The 18,057-nt window shown below is 28.2% G+C and carries 17 protein-coding genes; 13 read left to right on the plus strand and 4 right to left on the minus strand.

The window, feature by feature from the left end; genetic code table 11:
• Positions 1-224 precede the first annotated feature (224 nt).
• The 3 genes from EPJ79_RS00320 to EPJ79_RS00330 all read left to right on the plus strand — a co-directional run bounded on the left by EPJ79_RS00320 (position 225) and on the right by EPJ79_RS00330 (position 3,109).
• Positions 225-1,091 carry a cation diffusion facilitator family transporter gene (locus tag EPJ79_RS00320; RefSeq protein ID WP_147738006.1) on the plus strand — a complete coding sequence of 289 codons (867 nt, stop codon included), beginning with the start codon at positions 225-227 and terminating at the stop codon, positions 1,089-1,091.
• Positions 1,092-1,165: 74 nt separating this feature from the next.
• Entirely contained in the window at positions 1,166-2,197 is a 1,032-nt protein-coding gene (locus EPJ79_RS00325; RefSeq protein ID WP_147738007.1) for a deoxyguanosinetriphosphate triphosphohydrolase, read from the plus strand.
• 75 nt (positions 2,198-2,272) lie between these two features.
• Positions 2,273-3,109 carry a DUF368 domain-containing protein gene (locus EPJ79_RS00330; protein ID WP_147738008.1) on the plus strand — a complete coding sequence of 279 codons (837 nt, stop codon included), beginning with the start codon at positions 2,273-2,275 and terminating at the stop codon, positions 3,107-3,109.
• 242 nt (positions 3,110-3,351) lie between these two features.
• On the opposite strand, the gene EPJ79_RS00335 is transcribed toward EPJ79_RS00330, so the two are convergent.
• Positions 3,352-4,386, minus strand: a complete 1,035-nt coding sequence (locus EPJ79_RS00335; RefSeq protein WP_147738009.1) for a hypothetical protein — start codon at positions 4,384-4,386, stop codon at positions 3,352-3,354.
• 213 nt (positions 4,387-4,599) lie between these two features.
• On the opposite strand from EPJ79_RS00335, the gene EPJ79_RS00340 reads away from it, so the two are divergent.
• The 4 genes from EPJ79_RS00340 (at position 4,600) to EPJ79_RS00355 (ending at position 9,794) form a co-directional block, all read left to right on the plus strand.
• Entirely contained in the window at positions 4,600-5,871 is a 1,272-nt protein-coding gene (locus tag EPJ79_RS00340; protein ID WP_147738010.1) for an ABC transporter permease family protein, read from the plus strand.
• Between the two features lie 3 nt (positions 5,872-5,874).
• Positions 5,875-6,771 (plus strand): metallophosphoesterase, encoded by an 897-nt coding sequence (locus tag EPJ79_RS00345; protein ID WP_147738011.1) that lies wholly within the window; start codon positions 5,875-5,877, stop codon positions 6,769-6,771.
• Positions 6,772-6,985: 214 nt separating this feature from the next.
• Positions 6,986-8,938 (plus strand): methionine--tRNA ligase, encoded by a 1,953-nt coding sequence (metG, locus tag EPJ79_RS00350; protein ID WP_147738012.1) that lies wholly within the window; start codon positions 6,986-6,988, stop codon positions 8,936-8,938.
• Positions 8,939-8,996: 58 nt separating this feature from the next.
• On the plus strand, positions 8,997-9,794 hold the full coding sequence (locus EPJ79_RS00355) for a cell division protein FtsQ/DivIB (protein WP_147738013.1): 798 nt from the start codon (positions 8,997-8,999) through the stop codon (positions 9,792-9,794).
• A gap of 22 nt (positions 9,795-9,816) precedes the next feature.
• On the opposite strand, the gene pyrF is transcribed toward EPJ79_RS00355, so the two are convergent.
• The 3 genes from pyrF to EPJ79_RS00370 are packed head-to-tail and all read right to left on the minus strand — an operon-like array spanning position 9,817 to position 12,911.
• On the minus strand, positions 9,817-11,181 hold the full coding sequence (gene pyrF / locus EPJ79_RS00360) for an orotidine-5'-phosphate decarboxylase (RefSeq protein WP_147738014.1): 1,365 nt from the start codon (positions 11,179-11,181) through the stop codon (positions 9,817-9,819).
• Positions 11,182-11,200: 19 nt separating this feature from the next.
• Positions 11,201-12,112 carry a dihydroorotate dehydrogenase gene (locus EPJ79_RS00365; protein WP_147738015.1) on the minus strand — a complete coding sequence of 304 codons (912 nt, stop codon included), beginning with the start codon at positions 12,110-12,112 and terminating at the stop codon, positions 11,201-11,203.
• A 10-nt stretch (positions 12,113-12,122) separates the two neighbouring features.
• Positions 12,123-12,911, minus strand: a complete 789-nt coding sequence (locus EPJ79_RS00370; RefSeq protein WP_147738016.1) for a dihydroorotate dehydrogenase electron transfer subunit — start codon at positions 12,909-12,911, stop codon at positions 12,123-12,125.
• Between the two features lie 156 nt (positions 12,912-13,067).
• Between EPJ79_RS00370 and frr the strand changes: the two genes are divergently transcribed.
• The 6 genes from frr (at position 13,068) to EPJ79_RS11865 (ending at position 18,047) form a co-directional block, all read left to right on the plus strand.
• The gene (gene frr, locus EPJ79_RS00375; protein WP_021957878.1) at positions 13,068-13,616 is read left to right on the plus strand and encodes a ribosome recycling factor; all 549 of its coding nucleotides are present in this window, start codon (positions 13,068-13,070) and stop codon (positions 13,614-13,616) included.
• Positions 13,613-14,329 (plus strand): isoprenyl transferase, encoded by a 717-nt coding sequence (locus EPJ79_RS00380; protein WP_147735399.1) that lies wholly within the window; start codon positions 13,613-13,615, stop codon positions 14,327-14,329. Before frr ends, EPJ79_RS00380 begins: the two co-directional genes overlap by 4 nt.
• A 3-nt stretch (positions 14,330-14,332) precedes the next feature.
• Complete coding sequence (locus EPJ79_RS00385; RefSeq protein WP_147526026.1) at positions 14,333-15,241, plus strand: phosphatidate cytidylyltransferase; 909 nt, start codon at positions 14,333-14,335, stop codon at positions 15,239-15,241.
• 82 nt (positions 15,242-15,323) lie between these two features.
• Entirely contained in the window at positions 15,324-16,637 is a 1,314-nt protein-coding gene (locus tag EPJ79_RS00390) for an ABC transporter substrate-binding protein (RefSeq protein WP_167497308.1), read from the plus strand.
• Between the two features lie 83 nt (positions 16,638-16,720).
• Positions 16,721-17,308 (plus strand): ABC transporter substrate-binding protein, encoded by a 588-nt coding sequence (locus EPJ79_RS11860; RefSeq protein ID WP_274595990.1) that lies wholly within the window; start codon positions 16,721-16,723, stop codon positions 17,306-17,308.
• Positions 17,301-18,047: an extracellular solute-binding protein gene (locus EPJ79_RS11865; RefSeq protein ID WP_274595991.1), complete on the plus strand. Its 747-nt coding sequence runs from the start codon at positions 17,301-17,303 to the stop codon at positions 18,045-18,047. Before EPJ79_RS11860 ends, EPJ79_RS11865 begins: the two co-directional genes overlap by 8 nt.
• Positions 18,048-18,057: the final 10 nt, after the last annotated feature.

Raw genomic sequence — 18,057 nt, forward strand, 5'->3', positions numbered from 1 at the left:
AATTTAAATTCATAAGTAAAAATAAATTTTTTAAAATCCGCATTTATAATTATTTATTAATTTTATAAAACATTTATTATTTATAATTCTTTCTAAATGTTAATATTCTCTAAACTGTAAATATATTTTATTGACATTTGCAAATAAAATAATATTCTTAAATAAAAGTTTTTAAATAAATTAATTAAAAGTTAAATTTAAATTAAAAATGAAGGTTAGAAAAAATGAATAAAAACGAAATTAAATCAAAATATATGATAATTGAAGGAATAGTTTCGGTTATAGTAAATATATTATTATTCGCTTTCAAATATGCAGCTGGAATTTTTTCGGGTTCGCTTTCAATTATTGCGGACGCTTGGCATTCTTTAAGCGATTCGATAAGCAGTATAATAGTCATAATCGGCGGAATATTTTCAAAAAAACCCGCAGACAAAGAACATCCTTTTGGACATGGAAGAATCGAACTTATAACGAGTTTTATTGTAGGAATTATGCTTATTTTTATAGGTTATACTTTTTTCGCCGAAGCTATAAAAAATCTTTTAAATAAACAAACGGCAACTTTTAATAAAATTTCTATTATTGCAATGATAGTGTCGATTATTATAAAAGAAATTTTAGCTCAATATTCTTTTTGGGCTTATAGAAAATCGGGAGCAAAATCATTATATGCGGACGCTTGGCATCATAGAAGCGACAGCATTACATCGATAATAATTTTAGTAGGAATTTTAATCGGCAAAAATTTTTGGCAATTAGACGGCATATTAAGTATAATCGTTTCAATCGTTATATTTATAGCAGCTTTCGATGTTATAAAATCAAGCATAAAACCTTTAATTGGAGAATATCCTTCCGAAGAAATTATAAATAAAATAAAAAATATTGCGAAAGAACTTAATTTAAATGTGGAGAGTTTGCATCATTTCCATATACATATTTATGGCGCTCATACGGAAATTACTTTTCATATTCGCTTTCCAAAAGATATGACAGTTTTTGAAGCTCATAATATGGCGACTTTGCTTGAAAATGAAATAAGAGAAAAATTGTTTATAGAGGCTACTATTCATATTGAGGCTTATTAAATAATTATAAAAATAAAAACTTGAAATTATTTTATTTATAGAATAATATAGATTAAAATTATAAGGATTTAATTTTGAGAACTATAAGACTCGATATAGAAGATAGAGAAAAAAGTTTTTTATCGCCCGCGGCTTCTTTTTCGGCGGAGAGTAGAGGAGCGGAGTTTAAAAGAGAAAAAGACGATATAAGAACTCTATATATGCAAGACAGAGACAGAATAATTCACAGCGAATATTTTAGAAGATTAAAAGATAAAGCTCAAGTTATAATGCTTTCGGTTGGAGATTTTAGAACAAGACTTACTCATACTTTAGAGGTTATGCAAATTGCGCGAAGCATAGCGAGAGCTTTAAGATTAAATGAAGATTTAACCGAAGCAATAGCGCTTGGGCATGATTTAGGACATTCGCCTTTTGGACATGCGGGAGAAAAAGCGATAGCGAAATATTATAAAGGTTTTCATCATTCTACTCATTCTTTAAGAGTAGTCGAGCATTTAGAAAAAGGAAAAGGGCTCAATCTTACTTTTGAAGTTAGAGATGGAATAGTAAAACATACTAAAGGCAAGAGCGGAAAATTAATCGCCGATTCTTTGGGACCTGCGACAAACGAAGGAATGTTGGTTAGAATATCCGACACAATAGCGTATTCAAATCATGACGTAGACGATGCGATAAGATATGGACTTTTAAAATTTGAAGATATTCCAAAAAGCATAACCAAAATTTTAGGGCATAGTTATGGCGATAGAGTTGACGCTATGGTTATGGGCGTTATAAAATCGAGTATGGAAAAAATGGAAATTGATATTGACGAAAAAGTTTTAAAAGCTATAAACGATTTAAGAGCTTTTATGTTTAAGAAAGTTTACGAAAGCAAAATTATATTGGAAGATTCTGAAAGAGTTTATAAAATAGTTTCTACGATTTTTGAATATTTATTAAAACATAAAGAGATTATAGAAGAAGATAAATTATTTAAAAAAGCAAATATTCCATACAAAAGCGAGGAAGAATTAGTAAAAGATTATGTCGCTCATTTGACTGACTCCGAAGCGATAGCATTGCATGAAAAAATAACTTATGGAAAATTAAACTATATTTAATAATTGCTTTAATATTTTATATATGCTATTATTCAAAATTAAAAATCAAAACAAAATTTAGAGGATTTAATTTAAATGAATGTTATAAAAGGTTTTATAGTAGGCGCTTCTATGTTAGTTCCTGGTTTTAGCGGAGGAACTATGGCAATGATACTTGGAATATACGATAAATTAATCGCCTCTTTAAGCGGTATTTTAAGTTTTTCAAAAAATGAAAATTATTTTATAAAAAATAAATCAAATTTTTTAATAGTAATTCTTTTTTCAATAGGAGCTTTGCTTGGAATGATTTTAGTTTCAAAACCTTTATCGGTAATAATAGAAAAATTTTTTACAATATCATGTTTCTTTTTTATGGGAGCGGCTTTGGGCGGTTTTAATGCAGTTTATAATAAAACAAAATCTTATAAATTTAATTATATGAGCGTATTTTATATAATATTAGGAGCGGCTATAGTATATTTAATATCTATTATACCCGAAGGTTTTTTTTATTCGGATAATAACAGAGGAAAAAGTTTAACTTATTTTATACTTATAGTAGCGGGTTTTATTTCGGCTATAGCTTTAATTTTGCCAGGAATAAGCGTTTCGTATATGTTTTTATTGCTTGGCATTTATCAAGAGACAATAAACTCAGTTCAAAATCTTTATATTCCTTATTTAATTCCTTTAGGTTTTGGTTTGATTTTAGGAATAATTTTAACTACAAAAATTTTGGAATATTGGATGTTGCATTATGTTAAATCTTCTTATTTGATTATATCGGGATTCGTTTTAGGTTCTATTATTCAAGTTTTTCCAGGTTTTCCTAAAAATATTATAGAATGGATATTATGCCCTTTGCTTTTTGTATCGGCTTATTTATTGGTAAGACTTTTGCAAAGATTTGACTCTGATACGATTAAGTGAAAAATAAATAAAATCTTCGTTATTTTTTGATAAGAAAAAAGTAATCGGAAATTTTGACTTTCTTCATAAATAAAAAAAGAGCCGTTATGAAACGAATCCTACTTTCTATTGCCATAGTATACATTATTTTGAATTTTTATTAAATTACTATATCAAGTATTTTATATTATTTTTATAAATTAGCAAATTAGTTTTTATATATTTTTTTATAATTTATAGAATTATTTTAATTATTTTGATTTTTAAGTAGTAAGCATTATATAAAGAATATATGTTAAAATAAATAGGGAAGTTATTCCTAATCCAAACATTATTAAATTAAAAATGCTTATATTATCAAAAAATTTAGCTATTAAATTAATTCTCTCATTCATAGAAATAACGGGAGGAGCGACATAAGTATCTTTTTCAGGATTAAACATTCTTAATTTAATTGGCTCTACCTCTTCGATTATAGCGCAGCATCTTTCGGATAATTTTATCGTAAGCGTTGTGCTTTCTTCTGTAACCGATTTTTCAATAATTTCTCCTGGAACTAAATATTTTGAATAAACATCTTTTTTGCCATGAGAATCCAAATATACCATATCCTCTTCAAACAAATTTGAATTTATACTAACTACAATTTTATCGCCTAATTTAACTTCGTTTATAGGTTTTCCATTTACGGGCGAAACAACTAAAGAAGCGTTTATTATTTCATATTTATCGGTAATCGATTCTTCAACTTCTTCGGCTATTTCGTATTCGGCATTTGAATAAAAATTATATTTATCAAAATCGACTCTTTTATTTTCTATATCGTCTTTAGTTTTTTCTATAAAAGTTTTGAAAGTTTCTAACGGATAAACTTTATAAACCACATCGTATATTCCGATATTAAAATCCATATATGAATTAAGAGTATCGGCAAACAAGTCTATAATTGGAATTATGTCTTTTTTAGACAAATAATTAACAATGCCGACTCTGTTTATTCTGTCTCTTAATATTTTATTTATATCGTCTTTTAATTTATCGCAAGGAATTATTAAATTTTTATTCGCTTCAATGGCGACTTCTATATGTCTGTATAATTCGGATAAATCTTTAACTTCGTTTAATAAGATAAAGAAATCATAATTATTTGAAACCATTATTTCGCTGTCAATTAATTTTAAGCTATCTTTATCTATAAAAAACATTAAATAAATATAACTGTCCGTATCGGGATATTCGGCGAGCAATCTAACGGCTATACATTCTTTATCTGCTGTTGTAACTTCTTCTTGAATCATTTAACTACCTAAAAATTAATGTTTTTAGAAATTATAACATAAAAACTATAATATTTAAATATAAAAAAGTTTAATTTAAAATTAATCTTATTATTAGTATCGTATAAAATATATTGAGAATTTAATTTATTATTAAATATTTTTTAATATTATTCTATTTACAAAAATTTATATTAGAATATAATTTTATAAAAAATCGGATTAAAATTATTTATGAAAAATGCAATATATTTTGTCATAGCTTTAATAATATCTATAATCGCATTATTAATTTTTGAGAATATAAATTTATCGTCTAAAGAAAATTATATAACTATTATGAATACAAATTATATATTAGTTAGAGATATAGCTCCGCCGCTTTATTTTATAGAAAATTGTTCTGAAAAAATTGAAGCGTTGAAAAAAATATTTAAAGAAAAACCGATAACGGCAAGATTAAAATATAAAGCTTCTTTAATATCTCATTTGGGCGAAGAAGAGATAATAATAAACGGAATAATTCCAAAAAACGATAAAGAAGTTTTTAATATTATAAATAACGAAACGATAGAAAAAATAAAAGACAAAAATTTTATAATAATAAACTCAAAAACGGCTTTAGCTTTAGATATTAATATTGGAGATAATATTATATTAAAACTAATAACAAAAGATGGATATTATAACGCCGAAGAATTTATTATTTTAGATATAGCGAAAAATTTAGATTATAATTTTGCCTTGATTGATATAAATAAACTTAATAATTTGGTTAATTTAAACAATTTAGCGAGCGAAATTTATATAAAAGATACAAAATTTAAAGAATCTTATAACGATATAATAACAAAAATTTTTGGAGAAGATTTAAAAATTTATTCAATGTCCGATTTTAAACAAAAAATAAAAACTAAAGAAAAAATTAATATAATAAAAATTTCTAAAAAAAATATTTCAGAAAATACTTTTTTATTTGAAGGCGGAATAAAAAATATTGACGAAATAATAAACGAAATTCAACTTTTAGATAAAAAAAGCGAAATTAAAAATATAATAAATTTTCCCGTAGGAATTGTAACAAAAACGGGAAGCGCTCAATCGAGAGTTTATAATACTTTACAAGATTTAAGCGATATATCTAATTTTATAATCGAAGGAAAAATTTACGAAAATAATAAAAATCAAATAATCGTAGGAAAAGATTTAGCAAATTATTTGAAATTAAAAAGCGGAGATGCCGTATCTTTAATGGCGCGAGGTTCGAGAGGTTGGCTTGAAACGGCTTATTTTACAATTTCTGGAATACACGAATTTAAAAATAAAAATTTTGATATATATGCCGATACAAAAACAATTTCTAATTTTATATATTTAAAAAGCGGAAATAAATCGCCTTATAATGAAAGCTTATTAATATTTTCTGAAAAATCTATTTACTCTGATTTAATGAAAAACGAAATTCTTAAAGATATGGATATTATAAAATTTGATAAAACGGAATAGATAATGAATATTTTAAATAAATTATTAAATAAATTTGGAAAAACTAAAATAATTATTTTTTTAATTATTATATTATTATTCGCTTTGTATATGTTTAAAACTTCAAGAGATTTGAAAGTTAGATATATTGATTTAGAATTTGAAGATTTGCCTAAAAGTTTTGACAATATAAAAGTCGCTTTGGCTTCCGATATTCATTCTGGGCTTTATGTTTCAACTTCGCATATAAAAAAAATGTCTTATATGATAATGACTAATAAACCCGATATTATACTTTTTGTAGGCGATTATATTTACAGCGCTCCAAGATGGTTTAGATATTATAATAAAAAAAATATTATCAAACTTAACGAAGGCATAAAAGATTTAAACGCTCCGCTTGGAAAATATGCCGTTATGGGAAATCATGATAATTATGAAAGCAAAATTGATATTTCAAATACTTTTTATTCAAATAATTTTAAAATGCTTGATAATAATATAATATTTATAACAAATGAAAATAAAGAATATATTTCAATAGGAGGAATTGGAGATTTTTTGACGGACGAAGTAAAATTTGATTTGGCTATAAAAAATGTTAAAACAAACGATTTTAATATTTTATTATCGCATGAGCCGATGTTTCCGCTAAAAATCGCTCAAAAAGAAGGATATAATAAATTTATAGATTTTTTTGTAGCGGGACATACGCATGGGCTTCAAATAAGTTTTGTTCCTATGTCTTTATTTGAAAGATTAAATAAAAATAGAAATTATCCTTTAACTACAATATATGGAAATATGAAAAGCGAAAATATGAAAATTTATATAACTTCGGGCGTTGGAGCGGTTTTACTTCCTTTTAGATTATTTGCATATCCCGAGATTGTTATAGTCAATTTGAGAAGTAAAAAATAATATTAAACATTATAAAATAAATCTAACATAATGATTTTGAAAATTTATCGAATAATATAAAAAGCTTTTCAAATTAATTTTCGCTATTTTCCATAAATATATTTGTATATTGTTAATGAATAGTTAATTAAAAATATCTTTACAAAAATTATGAATTTTATTATAATTAATTCGATATAATAATTATAAAATAAATGTTTAGGAGGCAAAGCGGATGACGGACAAGAAATTTTATATTACCACGCCGATATATTATCCTTCGGACTATTTGCATATAGGGCATTGTTATTGCACAATCGCCGCCGACACTATGGCAAGATATAAGAGAATAACGGGATACGATGTTTATTTTTTGACGGGAACGGATGAACATGGCGAAAAAATAGAAAGAAAAGCCGAAGCTGCAAAAACTACTCCTAAAGCTTATGTCGATAATATAGTTCAAGCGACAAAAGAATTATGGAAGAGACTTCATATTGATTATACTCATTATATAAGAACGACAGACGATTATCATGAAAGAAGAGTGCAGAAAATTTTTCAAAAATTATACGATAAAAATTTTATATATAAAGGATTGTATAAAGGTTTATATTGCGTAAGCGATGAAGCGTTTTTTACCGATAGTCAGGTTATAAAAAAAGAAGATGGAAAATGTTATTGTCCCGATTGCGAAAAAGAATTAGAATATAAAGAAGAAGAATGTTATTATTTAAAATTATCCGATTATGGACAATGGTTAATCGATTATTATAAAGAGCATCCCGAATTTTTAGGACCAAAAGAGAGAATGAACGAAATGCTTAATAACTTTCTTTTGCCAGGTTTGGAAGATTTGGCTGTCACGCGTAAAGGCTTAAAATGGGGAATTCCATGTCCAATAAATAAAGAGCATAGCATTTATGTTTGGATAGACGCTTTAAGTAATTATATAACCGCTTTAGGATATCCCGAAGAAGAAGACGATTTATTTAAAAAATATTGGGCATGCGATGTTCATTTTGTCGGCAAAGAAATTGTTAGATTTCATTCTATAATTTGGCCAATAATGCTAAAAATGCTCGACATTCCTCTGCCAAAAAAAGTTTTCGGACATGGCTGGATATTATTTGACGATGGGAAAAAAATGAGCAAAAGCAGAGGAAATGTAGTTGAGCCGAATAGTTTGATTGACAAATACGGAGTCGATTCTTTAAGATATTTTTTAATGCGCGAAATTACTTTTGGAATAGACGGATATTATTCTCAAGAATTGCTTTTAAAAAGAATAAATAGCGATTTGGCAAACGATTACGGAAATTTATGGCATAGAATAACCACAATGCTTGAAAAATATTTTAACGGAATTTTGCCAGAAGAAGTCGAAAGCGTTTACGGAGAGAGAGAGAGAGAATTAAAAAAAGCGGTTTTGACTTTGGATGCAAATGTAGAATCCGCATTAGACGATTTTAAATTTAACGAAGCGCTTTCTTATATTTGGGAAGTTATAAGAATGACTAATAAATATGTCGAAGAGAGCGCGCCATGGAATTTAGCAAAAGACGAAACTAAAAAAGATTATTTGGCAAATGTAATGTATATATCTTTTCAAAGTTATTATATTATAACGGCTTATTTGCAAATATTTTTTGTGGAAACTCCAAAAAAAGTATTTAATAGATTGGGACTTGGCGACAATGTGCCTTTGGAAGACGCTAAAAAATGGGGTTCTTTAAATGCTGGAATAAAAATAGAAAGAGGAGAGGCTTTATTTAAAAGATACGACATAGAAGAAGAAATAGGAATAAAAACTAAAGAAAATAAAAAAGAAGTAAATCCGCCAAAAGACGAAAAACATAAACCGAATATAGAAAAAGAAGAATTTGAAAAGTTGGAATTATTAACCGCTAAAATACTTTTTGCAGAAAAGGTTGAAAACGCCGATAAACTTATTAAATTTGTCGTAGATATAGGAGAAGGCGAGCAAAGAGTAGTCGTTTCTTCTATAGCCGAATATTATAAAGCGGAAGATATGGTTGGAAAAACCGTTCTTTATTTGGCTAATTTGAAACCTAAAAAATTTAGAGGAATAATGTCTCATGGCATGCTTCTACTTGCGGACAATGGAGAGACTTTGTCGATTATGAAAGCGGAAAAAGATTTTGAAGCGGGTTGCGAAGTAAAATAAATTAATAAATTAAATTAAAAGTAAATTAATTAAATAAAAATTATAATAAAAAATAAAAATGAAAAATAGCAAATTCAAAAATAAATTTCAAAATCAATTTAATGAAAGTAAACTCAGAAAAAAATTAAGAAAAAATAAAATGTCTAAAAAACAAAAAGAGATATTAAAAAAAATGTTTATCTCTCTTTTTGGTTTAATTATTATATGCATTTCCGTTGTATTGATAAGCAAGGCTAAAGTTTTGAGAGTCGAATTGAGAGGATTAAATTTTTTAAATCCGATAGATATAATTGAAGAAGCGGAACTTTCAAAATATAATAAAAAAAGTTTTTTTAATATTCCTAAAAAAGAAATAAAAAAAGAAATTGAAAAAAATATAAGGCTTGAAGTTGAAAATATAAAATTGTCTTATCCCGATTTGCTTATAATAAACTTAAAAGAAAGAGAAACTTTATTTTTATTAGAATCCGATAAGGGAATATACGAAATTACGGACGAAGGCTATATTATAAAAAACGATATTATTTATAATTACGATGTTCCTTATATTACGGGTTTAATCGTAAATCCTACAAATACAAAAATTGAAAACGAATATACTCAATATTTGGCTTCCGTTATTTACGAAGTGAAAAAAAATAATAAAGACATATATAATATAATATCGGAGATAAACGCTTTCGGAAAAGATTTAATACTTTATCCAAGAGGTTATCCTGTTCAAATTATTTTAGAAAAATATGTTAAAGCTTCAAAGTTTGTGGAACTTGCGGGAATATTGAAAACCGTTCAAGGACAGGCAAGCAAAACTTATAGAATAGATTTTAGATTTAACGAAGCGATAACGGTTAATTAAATTTATTATTTATATTTTATCTTTATTTCTGCCATTTATCAGGATTTTTATTCCATTCTATCGCTATTTTAAAATCTTCCTCGCTTATAAATTTTTTATCTTTGGCAATTTTCATTAAAGTTGAAAAATTAGAGAGTGAAGAGAATTTTATTTTTGCATCTTCAAAATTTTTATTTGCCTTTTCAAATTCATAAGAGAATATAGATATTATTTCAAGTCCAATAGCTCCATCTTCTTTGGAGGCTTCAAAAGCTTTAATAGAACTTGAACCTGTTGAAATTAAATCTTCTATCAATATTAATTTTTTATCTTTGCATTCCGCTCCTTCAATTTGTTTGCCTTTTCCATGCTCTTTTTTTTCGGCTCTTATATAACATAATGGTTTATTTAATTCGTAAGATATAAAAGAAGCCCAAGGAATTCCCGCCGTTGCCGTTCCGCCGACTATGTCAAAATCTTTATTTTTTAAAATATCTACAAAAGCGTCAACTATGATTTTTCTGTATTTTGGAAAACCGATTATATATCTATTGTCGCAATAAATCGGGCTTTTTATTCCCGACACAAAAGTAAAAGGATTTTTAATATTTAATTGAACGGCGTTAGTTTCAAGCAAGGCTTCCGCTATTAATACCGATTTTAAATTTTTATTATTTTCAATTCCTTCGGCTATTTCTTCTATAATCATTTTGCAAGCTTTAACTCTGTCATCGCTTCTTGTTATAGGTCTGCCAACAACAATATAATCGCATCCGTTTTCAATGGCTTCTTTCGGCGTCATCGTTCTTTCTTGGTCGTTAATATCAGCCCATTTTGGACGAACTCCAGGACAAACCGTTATAAAATTTTCTCCGCATTCTTTTTTTATAATATTCGCTTCTTTTGGCGAGCATACAACTCCGTCTAATCCCGCTTCTTTTCCTAATTTTGCCCAATTTACTGCAAGGTCTTTAAGAGCTAAATTTGAACTAAACATATTTTTTATATCGTTTTCGGATAGACTCGTTAAAACTGTAACTCCGATTATTAAATTATTTTTATTGATTTTTTTAATCTCTTCGACTGTTTTCTCCATCATTCTTTTACCGCCGCTTGTGTGAACATTAAACATAAAAATATTTTGTTTCGCGGCAAATAAAGAAGCCATAGCGGTTGTGTTCGGTATATCATGAAATTTCAAATCTAAAAAAACTTTTTTATTTTTGCTTGCCAAATATTCTATTATCTCTCCTTTAGTGTATAAAAAGAGTTCTAATCCGACTTTATAAAATATCGCCTCTTCACCAAGTTCGTCTATAAGTTTTGTAGCTTCGTTCATAGAATTAAAATCTAAAGCTATAATTAATTTTTCTTTCGGATTATTTATAAATTGATTTCTATCTTTCATAAAATTAACTCTCCTTATCTCATTTATGCGCTATTCCTATTAAATCTTTTATATTATCTATATTATTTTCTTTAAGATAATTTTCAATTCCGTTTATAACTTCTATTGGAAGAATCGGATTTGAAAATATTCCAGAACCGATTGAAATTAAAGAAGCTCCCGCCATTATAAACTCCAAACCGTCATTAAAATTTTCTATTCCGCCCATTCCGATTATTGGAATTTTCACCGCTTTAAAAACTTGATAAACCATTCTAACCGCTATAGGTTTTATGCATCCTCCCGATAATCCTCCGAATATATTTCCGAGTAAAGGCTTTTTTGTTTTTGTATCGATTTTCATTGCTAAAAAAGTGTTTACCAAAGAAACGGCATCTGCTCCAGCGCTTTCAACCGATTTTGCAATTTCCGTTATATCGGTAACATTCGGCGAGAGTTTTACTATAAGAGGTTTTTTAGTTAAAACTTTTTTTACGGATTTTGTTAGATTTTCTGCAGTTTTGCAATTTATTCCAAAAGCCATTACGCCGTTTTTTACATTTGGGCAGGATATATTTAATTCTATAAAATCGACTCTCTCTATTTCGTTTGCAATTTCCGAAATTTTTATATATTCTTCTTCGCTCTCTCCGTTTATATTAAGAATTATTGGAGCTTTATATTTTATATTTTTAATTATATTATCTCTAAAATATTCTATTCCTGGATTTTCCAAACCTATGCAATTAATCATGCCCGAAGGAGTTTCGGCTATTCTTATTCCTTTGTTTCCTTCTCTTTTATTTAAAGTTATTCCTTTTAAGTTCACAGCTCCGAGTTTATCGACATTGAAATAATTATTATATTCTTCTCCGTAGCCAAAACATCCCGAAGAGGTTATAACGGGATTTTTTAATTCTTTTCCTAAAAAATTGATTCTTAATTTTGACATAATTTTAATTCTATACCATTAAATATTTTGCATCAAATACGGGACCGTCATGGCAAACTTTTTTTAATATATATTTATTTTTTTTTGTATTTTTAGTATTTTCATTTTTCAATATTTCTACATTGCATCCTAAACATGCATTTACTCCGCAAGCCATTCTTCTTTCTAAAGAAGCAAAACATTTTATATTATTTTCTAAAGACAATTTTATTATTCCTTTCATCATAATCTCGGGACCGCAAGTATAAATTAAATCGAATTTATTTTCTTTTAATAATTCTTTTGTTTTTTCTACGCAATTACATTTATCGCCTACAGAACCGTCATCTGTAGTTATATAAAGTTTAATATTATTAATATCGAATCTCTCGATTATTTTTATTGCGCTTTCATTAGCTCCGCCGAAAATAAGAGAGATATTGTTTTTATTTTTAATCAAATTATTTATTAAAAGTTTAAAAGGCGCTATTCCCATTCCGCCCGCCACTAAAAGCAAATTTTTATTATTTATATTAGTTTCAAATCCGTTGCCTAAAGCTCCTTGAATATTTATAGAATCGGACTTTTTTAAATTAGATAAATATTTTGTTCCATTTCCTTTGACTTGATAATAAAACTCTAAAATATTTTTATCTGCATAATGAACGCTTATCGGTCTTCTCAAATATGAATCGCATTTAAGCATAAAGAATTGTCCAGCTTTTACGCATTTAAATGATTTTTCGGATTTTACTTTTAATAAAAATTTATCTGCCGATATTTTTACATTTTCTATTATTTCGCATTCTTCTAAAAACATAAAAAACCTTAACTATACAAATAAATTTATTAAATCCGTTAAAGTATAACATATATTTTATATAATTTAAAGCCTAATTAAATAAAATATAAAAAAACATTTGCTTTTATTCTTAAATAAATTATAATCTAAATTAAAAACAAAAAAGGATTTTCTATGGCAAAAGAATCTTATAAAGAAAGAATGGAAAAAACCATTAATAGCTTACAAAACGATTTGAAAGGAATAAGAACGGGAAGAGCAAACGCTTCAATATTGGACGGCATAAAAGTTGAAGCTTACGGAAGCAATATGCCTTTGAAACAAGTCGGCAATGTGACAACGCCCGATGCAAAAACGATAATGATTCAACCTTTCGATAAAGCTTTGATTGGCGATATAGAAAAAGCTATATTAAAATCGGATTTAGGATTTAATCCTTTCAATGAATCGGGAAATATTAGAATAGTAGTTCCAGAGCTTACTAAAGAAAGAAGAGAAGAATTAAAAAAAGGCGTTAGACATAGAGGAGAAGAGGCAAAAATATCGATTAGAAATATAAGAAGAGACGAAAACGATAAAATAAAAAAAGAATTAAAAGATAAAACTATAACCGAAGACGAATCAAAGAATCAAGAGAAGAAAATACAAACCGATACAGATTCCTATATAAAAAAAGTAGACGAATTGATTGGCTCTAAAGAAAAAGAATTAGATACTATATGATAAACGATAATATTCCAAAGCATGTGGCTATAATAATGGACGGAAACGGAAGATGGGCAAAGGCTCATAATAAAAGCAGAAGTTATGGGCATAGAAGCGGAAGCGAAAATGTAATTAAAATAGTCGAGGCATGCTGCGAACTAAATATTAAGTATTTAACTTTATACGCTTTTTCAACGGAAAATTGGAGGCGTCCAGAAGAAGAAAAAAAAGCGCTTTTCAAATTATTAAAAGAATTCTATAAAAAAGAAATTAAAAGATTAATATCGAATAATATTTTGGTTAAACATATTGGAGATATTGAAGCTTTTCCTAAAGATACCGTAAAAACTATTAAAGAAACGGAAAGCGAAACCGCGGAAAAATGCAAAAATCCCATATTGACGGTTATTTTGGCTTTAAATTACGGATTTAGAGATGAAATGAAAAACGCCGTAAAAAATATATGCAAAGATATAAAAAACGAAATTATAAATATAGACGATATTGACGAAACTCTAATATCAAACTATTTATATACGAAAAATATTCCCGACCCAGATTTTATTATAAGAACTTCGGGAGAGAATAGATTGAGTAATTTTTTAATGTATCAAGCGTCTTATAGCGAATTATATTTTACAAACATATTGTGGCCCGATTTTTCAAAAGAAGATTTTAAAATTTCTATAAACGAATATTCAAATAGAATCAGAAGATTCGGAGGACTTTAAAATATGAGAAAAAGGCTTATATCGGTTATTCTAACTTTGCCGTTATTTACATTTATATTATTTTACGATAGATTAATTTTTTTATTTCATTTGCTTATATTATCAATATCGATTTTTAGCGCTTTGGAAATTTTTTATATGGCAAAAGTGCATAGACAAAAAAATTTAAGAACCGTAATAACTACAATGATTGCTATGGTTTTAGGATATGTTATAACTATTTGCGGACCTAAAGTTTTTGTAGGCGATTTTTCTTCGTTATATAAAATAGTAGAAACAAAAAATCCTTCGATGGATTTGTCTTTGATTATGGTTTTCGCTTTAATAGCGGCTTTATTTTTAATAAATATTTTTAAGGTTAATGTTTCCACTTTTGAAGAAAAAGGAAGAGCGATATTAACTGCGGTTTTCTGTTTTATTTATGTCGGACTTGGAATTTGGCATATTTCTTTAATGAGATTTATGCCGAGCGGAAAATATTATATGGTATTTATATTTATGTGCGCTTGGTTAAGCGATACGGGAGGATATGTTATAGGGCGAGAGTTTGGAAAACATAAACTTTCAAATTCTGCTTCGCCTAATAAAAGTTGGGAAGGTTTTATAGGAATGTTTATATTTACGCTTCCTTTGATAATTCTTTATTATTATTTATATTCAAAAAATTATTTGGTTTTTCTGCTTGGTAAAAATATTCCAAATTTTTCATTGCATCAAATTATAATATTAACTTCGATATTTATTCTTACAAGTTTTTTGGGAGATATGGGTGAAAGTTTAATAAAGAGAATGTATGACACAAAAGATTCTTCAAAAATGTTTCCTGGACATGGCGGAGTTTTCGATATATTCGATAGCGTTATATTAACCGCTCCGATTTCTTATTATATATTTTATTTATTGCAAAAGTAGGAATTAATTTAAATATATTCTTGACTTTTAATTTTAAATTGTATATATTTAACTATATAAATAAAAAATTGGGGGCATTTATATGAGATTACAATCAAAACTAATATCTATTATTTTATCAAGCATATTAATATTGTCTTGCGGAAACTCAAAAACAAAACAAACGGTTAGCAAATTGCCGACAATAGACGAGAATACTGAAACTGAAATAACAGTTTGGGCATGGAATGTCGCGGCAAAAGCTTTGGTAGAATCGGCAAAAAGTTTTAATCAAAAATATCCTAAAATTAAAGTAAATGTTCAGGAATACGGACTCGCTCAAAATGTATACGAAAGATATAGCGTAATTTTATCTTCTGGAGTTGGAGTTCCCGATATAATTCAAATAGAAAGCGATTATGTTCAAACATTTGCGGAAACTTATCCTCAATATTTTTTTGATATGAACGGATATATAGACATAGATGGAAAAGTCGACCCTTCTAAAATTTCCACAAGTTATGACAGCGAAGGAAAACTCGTTTCTATTCCTTGGGATTCTGGTCCTGTCGTTATGTTTTATAGAGAAGATTTATTTAATCAAGCGGGAATCGATATAAATTCTATAATTACTTTTGAAGATTATATTTCGGCGGGAAAAAAATTAAAAGAAAAATTTCCAAATATAACAATGACGGGGCTTCCTTTCACTCAAGATGAAAATTTATTCAGATGTTTGCTTGTGGCGAATAAATCTTATTATTTAAATAATAAAGGCGAGATAACGGTAGCGTCTTCAAAGGCGATTGAAACTCTTCAAATGATAAAGAGACTAATAGACGAAGGAGTTGCAAAAAATACTATAAATTGGGATGGCGGTATCGTTGCAAATAAAAACGGAGAATTGGCTTCATGGATTATGGGCGGATGGTGGGGAGGCACTATAAAAGACCAAATGCCAGAAATGAAAGGAAAATGGAAAATAGCGCCTATACCAGCATTTCCTGACGGAGCAAGAGCGTCTTCTTCTGGCGGAGCGGGACTTTCCATAACGGCAAGCGAACCGATTAAACAGGCGGCGGCTTTGGAGTTTATAAAAGAAAGTTTAATGAATGTGGATAATCAACTTATGATGTATGAAAAATATAGTTTATTTCCTTCTTATTTGCCGACTTATGACGATGAGAGATTCTTAAAATCTGACGATTATTTTGGAGACGATTTTAATAAAATATTGGCGGATGTTACAAAAGAAATCCCAAATGTTATTTATGCGTCCAAAGATTTTGCGGAAATAAAAAATACCGTAGTAAGCGTTTATGAAGATGTATTAAATAATAATAGAGATATTAAATCCGCTTTGGAACAGGCTGCGAGTCAAATAAGCGGAGCTACGGGAAGAAAGATAGTTAAATAAAAAATGTTAATAAAAAATACTATTGACTTTTTGACAAAAAGTTATAAGTTAATAAATAATTTTATTTTACGGAGTTTATATTTATGAAATATTTTTGTAAAATTGTATTTGCTACATTGCTCACAATAGCGGTTATTTCATGCGGAGATTCAAAATCAAAAAACGAAATCGTAGAATTGCCTGCGATTGACGAAAATACCGAAACGGAAATAACGGTTTGGAGTTGGAATGTAGCCGCTAAAGCTTTAATGGAAACGGCTAAAACTTTTAACGAAAAGTATCCTAACATTAAAGTAAATGTTCAGGAATTCGGAGGCGCAGGTCCAGCTTTTGAAAGATACGGAATCGTTCTTGCATCTGGAGAAGGAATACCCGACATAATGACTATAGAAAGCGATTATGTTCAGTCGTTTGCGGAAAAATATCCAAAATATTTCTTGGATTTGAAAAGTCTCGCTCCTTCGGATATAGACCAAATAGTCGACCCTTCAAAAGTTACAACAAGTTACGACAGCGAAGGAAAACTTGTAGCTATAGCTTGGGATTCTGGTCCAGTGGTTATGTATTATAGAGAAGATTTATTTAGACAAGCGGGAATAAATCCAGATTCAATAGTCACTTGGGAAGATTTTATACAGAGTAGGAAAAGAATTTCAGGGAAAGATGCCTAATGTAAAATTTATCGGATGGCCATTCGTTCAAGATGACGGATTTTGGAGAGATTTAATGGTTCAAAATAATGTTTATTATTTGAATAGAGACGGAGATATAACAATATCGTCTCCTAAAGCCGTTGAAAGCATAACGATTTTAAGAAGATTAATAGACGAAGGTTTGGCTTTGAATACAGTAAACTGGGACGGAACTATAAGAGCGAATAAAAACGGAGAAGTCGCCACTTATATTATTGCCGCTTGGTGGGGAGGAACTATAAAAGACCAAATGCCTGAAATGAAAGGAAAATGGAGAGCTATGAAAATGCCTACAATTAATGAAAACGGAGCGAGAGCTTCATCGCATGGAGGCTCTACTCTAACGATAACCGCGTCCGACCCTATAAAACAAGCGGCTTCTTGGGCTTTTATAGAGCATTCTTTATTGTCGGTTGATAGTCAGCTTTTAATGTATGATAAATTCGGTTTATTTCCTTCATATCTTCCCGTTTACGATGATGAAAGATTTAATACTGCTGACCCTTATTTTGGAAATCAGTTTTATAATCAACTGCTTGGCGAAGTGACGAGAGAAATTCCTCCTGCAATATTTACCTCTGACGATTATTCTGAAATTAGAAATATTGCGTTAAGCGTATATGAAGATATATTGAATAATAATTCGGATATACAAAATACATTGAATAACGCCGCTAATCAAATAAGTTCTTCCACTGGAAGAAAGATAGCTAAATAAAATCGGAGTA

The organism is Brachyspira aalborgi (assembly GCF_008016455.1).
Lineage (GTDB): Bacteria > Spirochaetota > Brachyspiria > Brachyspirales > Brachyspiraceae > Brachyspira > Brachyspira aalborgi.

Coding starts and splice junctions, on each gene's coding strand:
- EPJ79_RS00385 (WP_147526026.1), top strand. CDS start 14,333: ATGAGAAAAAGGCTTATATCGGTTATTCTAACTTTGCCGTTATTTACA.
- EPJ79_RS00390 (WP_167497308.1), top strand. CDS start 15,324: ATGAGATTACAATCAAAACTAATATCTATTATTTTATCAAGCATATTA.
- EPJ79_RS00345 (WP_147738011.1), top strand. CDS start 5,875: ATGAATATTTTAAATAAATTATTAAATAAATTTGGAAAAACTAAAATA.
- EPJ79_RS00340 (WP_147738010.1), top strand. CDS start 4,600: ATGAAAAATGCAATATATTTTGTCATAGCTTTAATAATATCTATAATC.
- EPJ79_RS00355 (WP_147738013.1), top strand. CDS start 8,997: ATGAAAAATAGCAAATTCAAAAATAAATTTCAAAATCAATTTAATGAA.
- EPJ79_RS11865 (WP_274595991.1), top strand. CDS start 17,301: ATGCCTAATGTAAAATTTATCGGATGGCCATTCGTTCAAGATGACGGA.
- pyrF (WP_147738014.1), bottom strand. CDS start 11,181: ATGAAAGATAGAAATCAATTTATAAATAATCCGAAAGAAAAATTAATT.
- EPJ79_RS00370 (WP_147738016.1), bottom strand. CDS start 12,911: ATGTTTTTAGAAGAATGCGAAATAATAGAAAATGTAAAAATATCGGCA.
- EPJ79_RS00335 (WP_147738009.1), bottom strand. CDS start 4,386: ATGATTCAAGAAGAAGTTACAACAGCAGATAAAGAATGTATAGCCGTT.
- metG (WP_147738012.1), top strand. CDS start 6,986: ATGACGGACAAGAAATTTTATATTACCACGCCGATATATTATCCTTCG.
- EPJ79_RS00365 (WP_147738015.1), bottom strand. CDS start 12,112: ATGTCAAAATTAAGAATCAATTTTTTAGGAAAAGAATTAAAAAATCCC.
- EPJ79_RS00330 (WP_147738008.1), top strand. CDS start 2,273: ATGAATGTTATAAAAGGTTTTATAGTAGGCGCTTCTATGTTAGTTCCT.
- EPJ79_RS00380 (WP_147735399.1), top strand. CDS start 13,613: ATGATAAACGATAATATTCCAAAGCATGTGGCTATAATAATGGACGGA.
- EPJ79_RS00320 (WP_147738006.1), top strand. CDS start 225: ATGAATAAAAACGAAATTAAATCAAAATATATGATAATTGAAGGAATA.
- frr (WP_021957878.1), top strand. CDS start 13,068: ATGGCAAAAGAATCTTATAAAGAAAGAATGGAAAAAACCATTAATAGC.
- EPJ79_RS11860 (WP_274595990.1), top strand. CDS start 16,721: ATGAAATATTTTTGTAAAATTGTATTTGCTACATTGCTCACAATAGCG.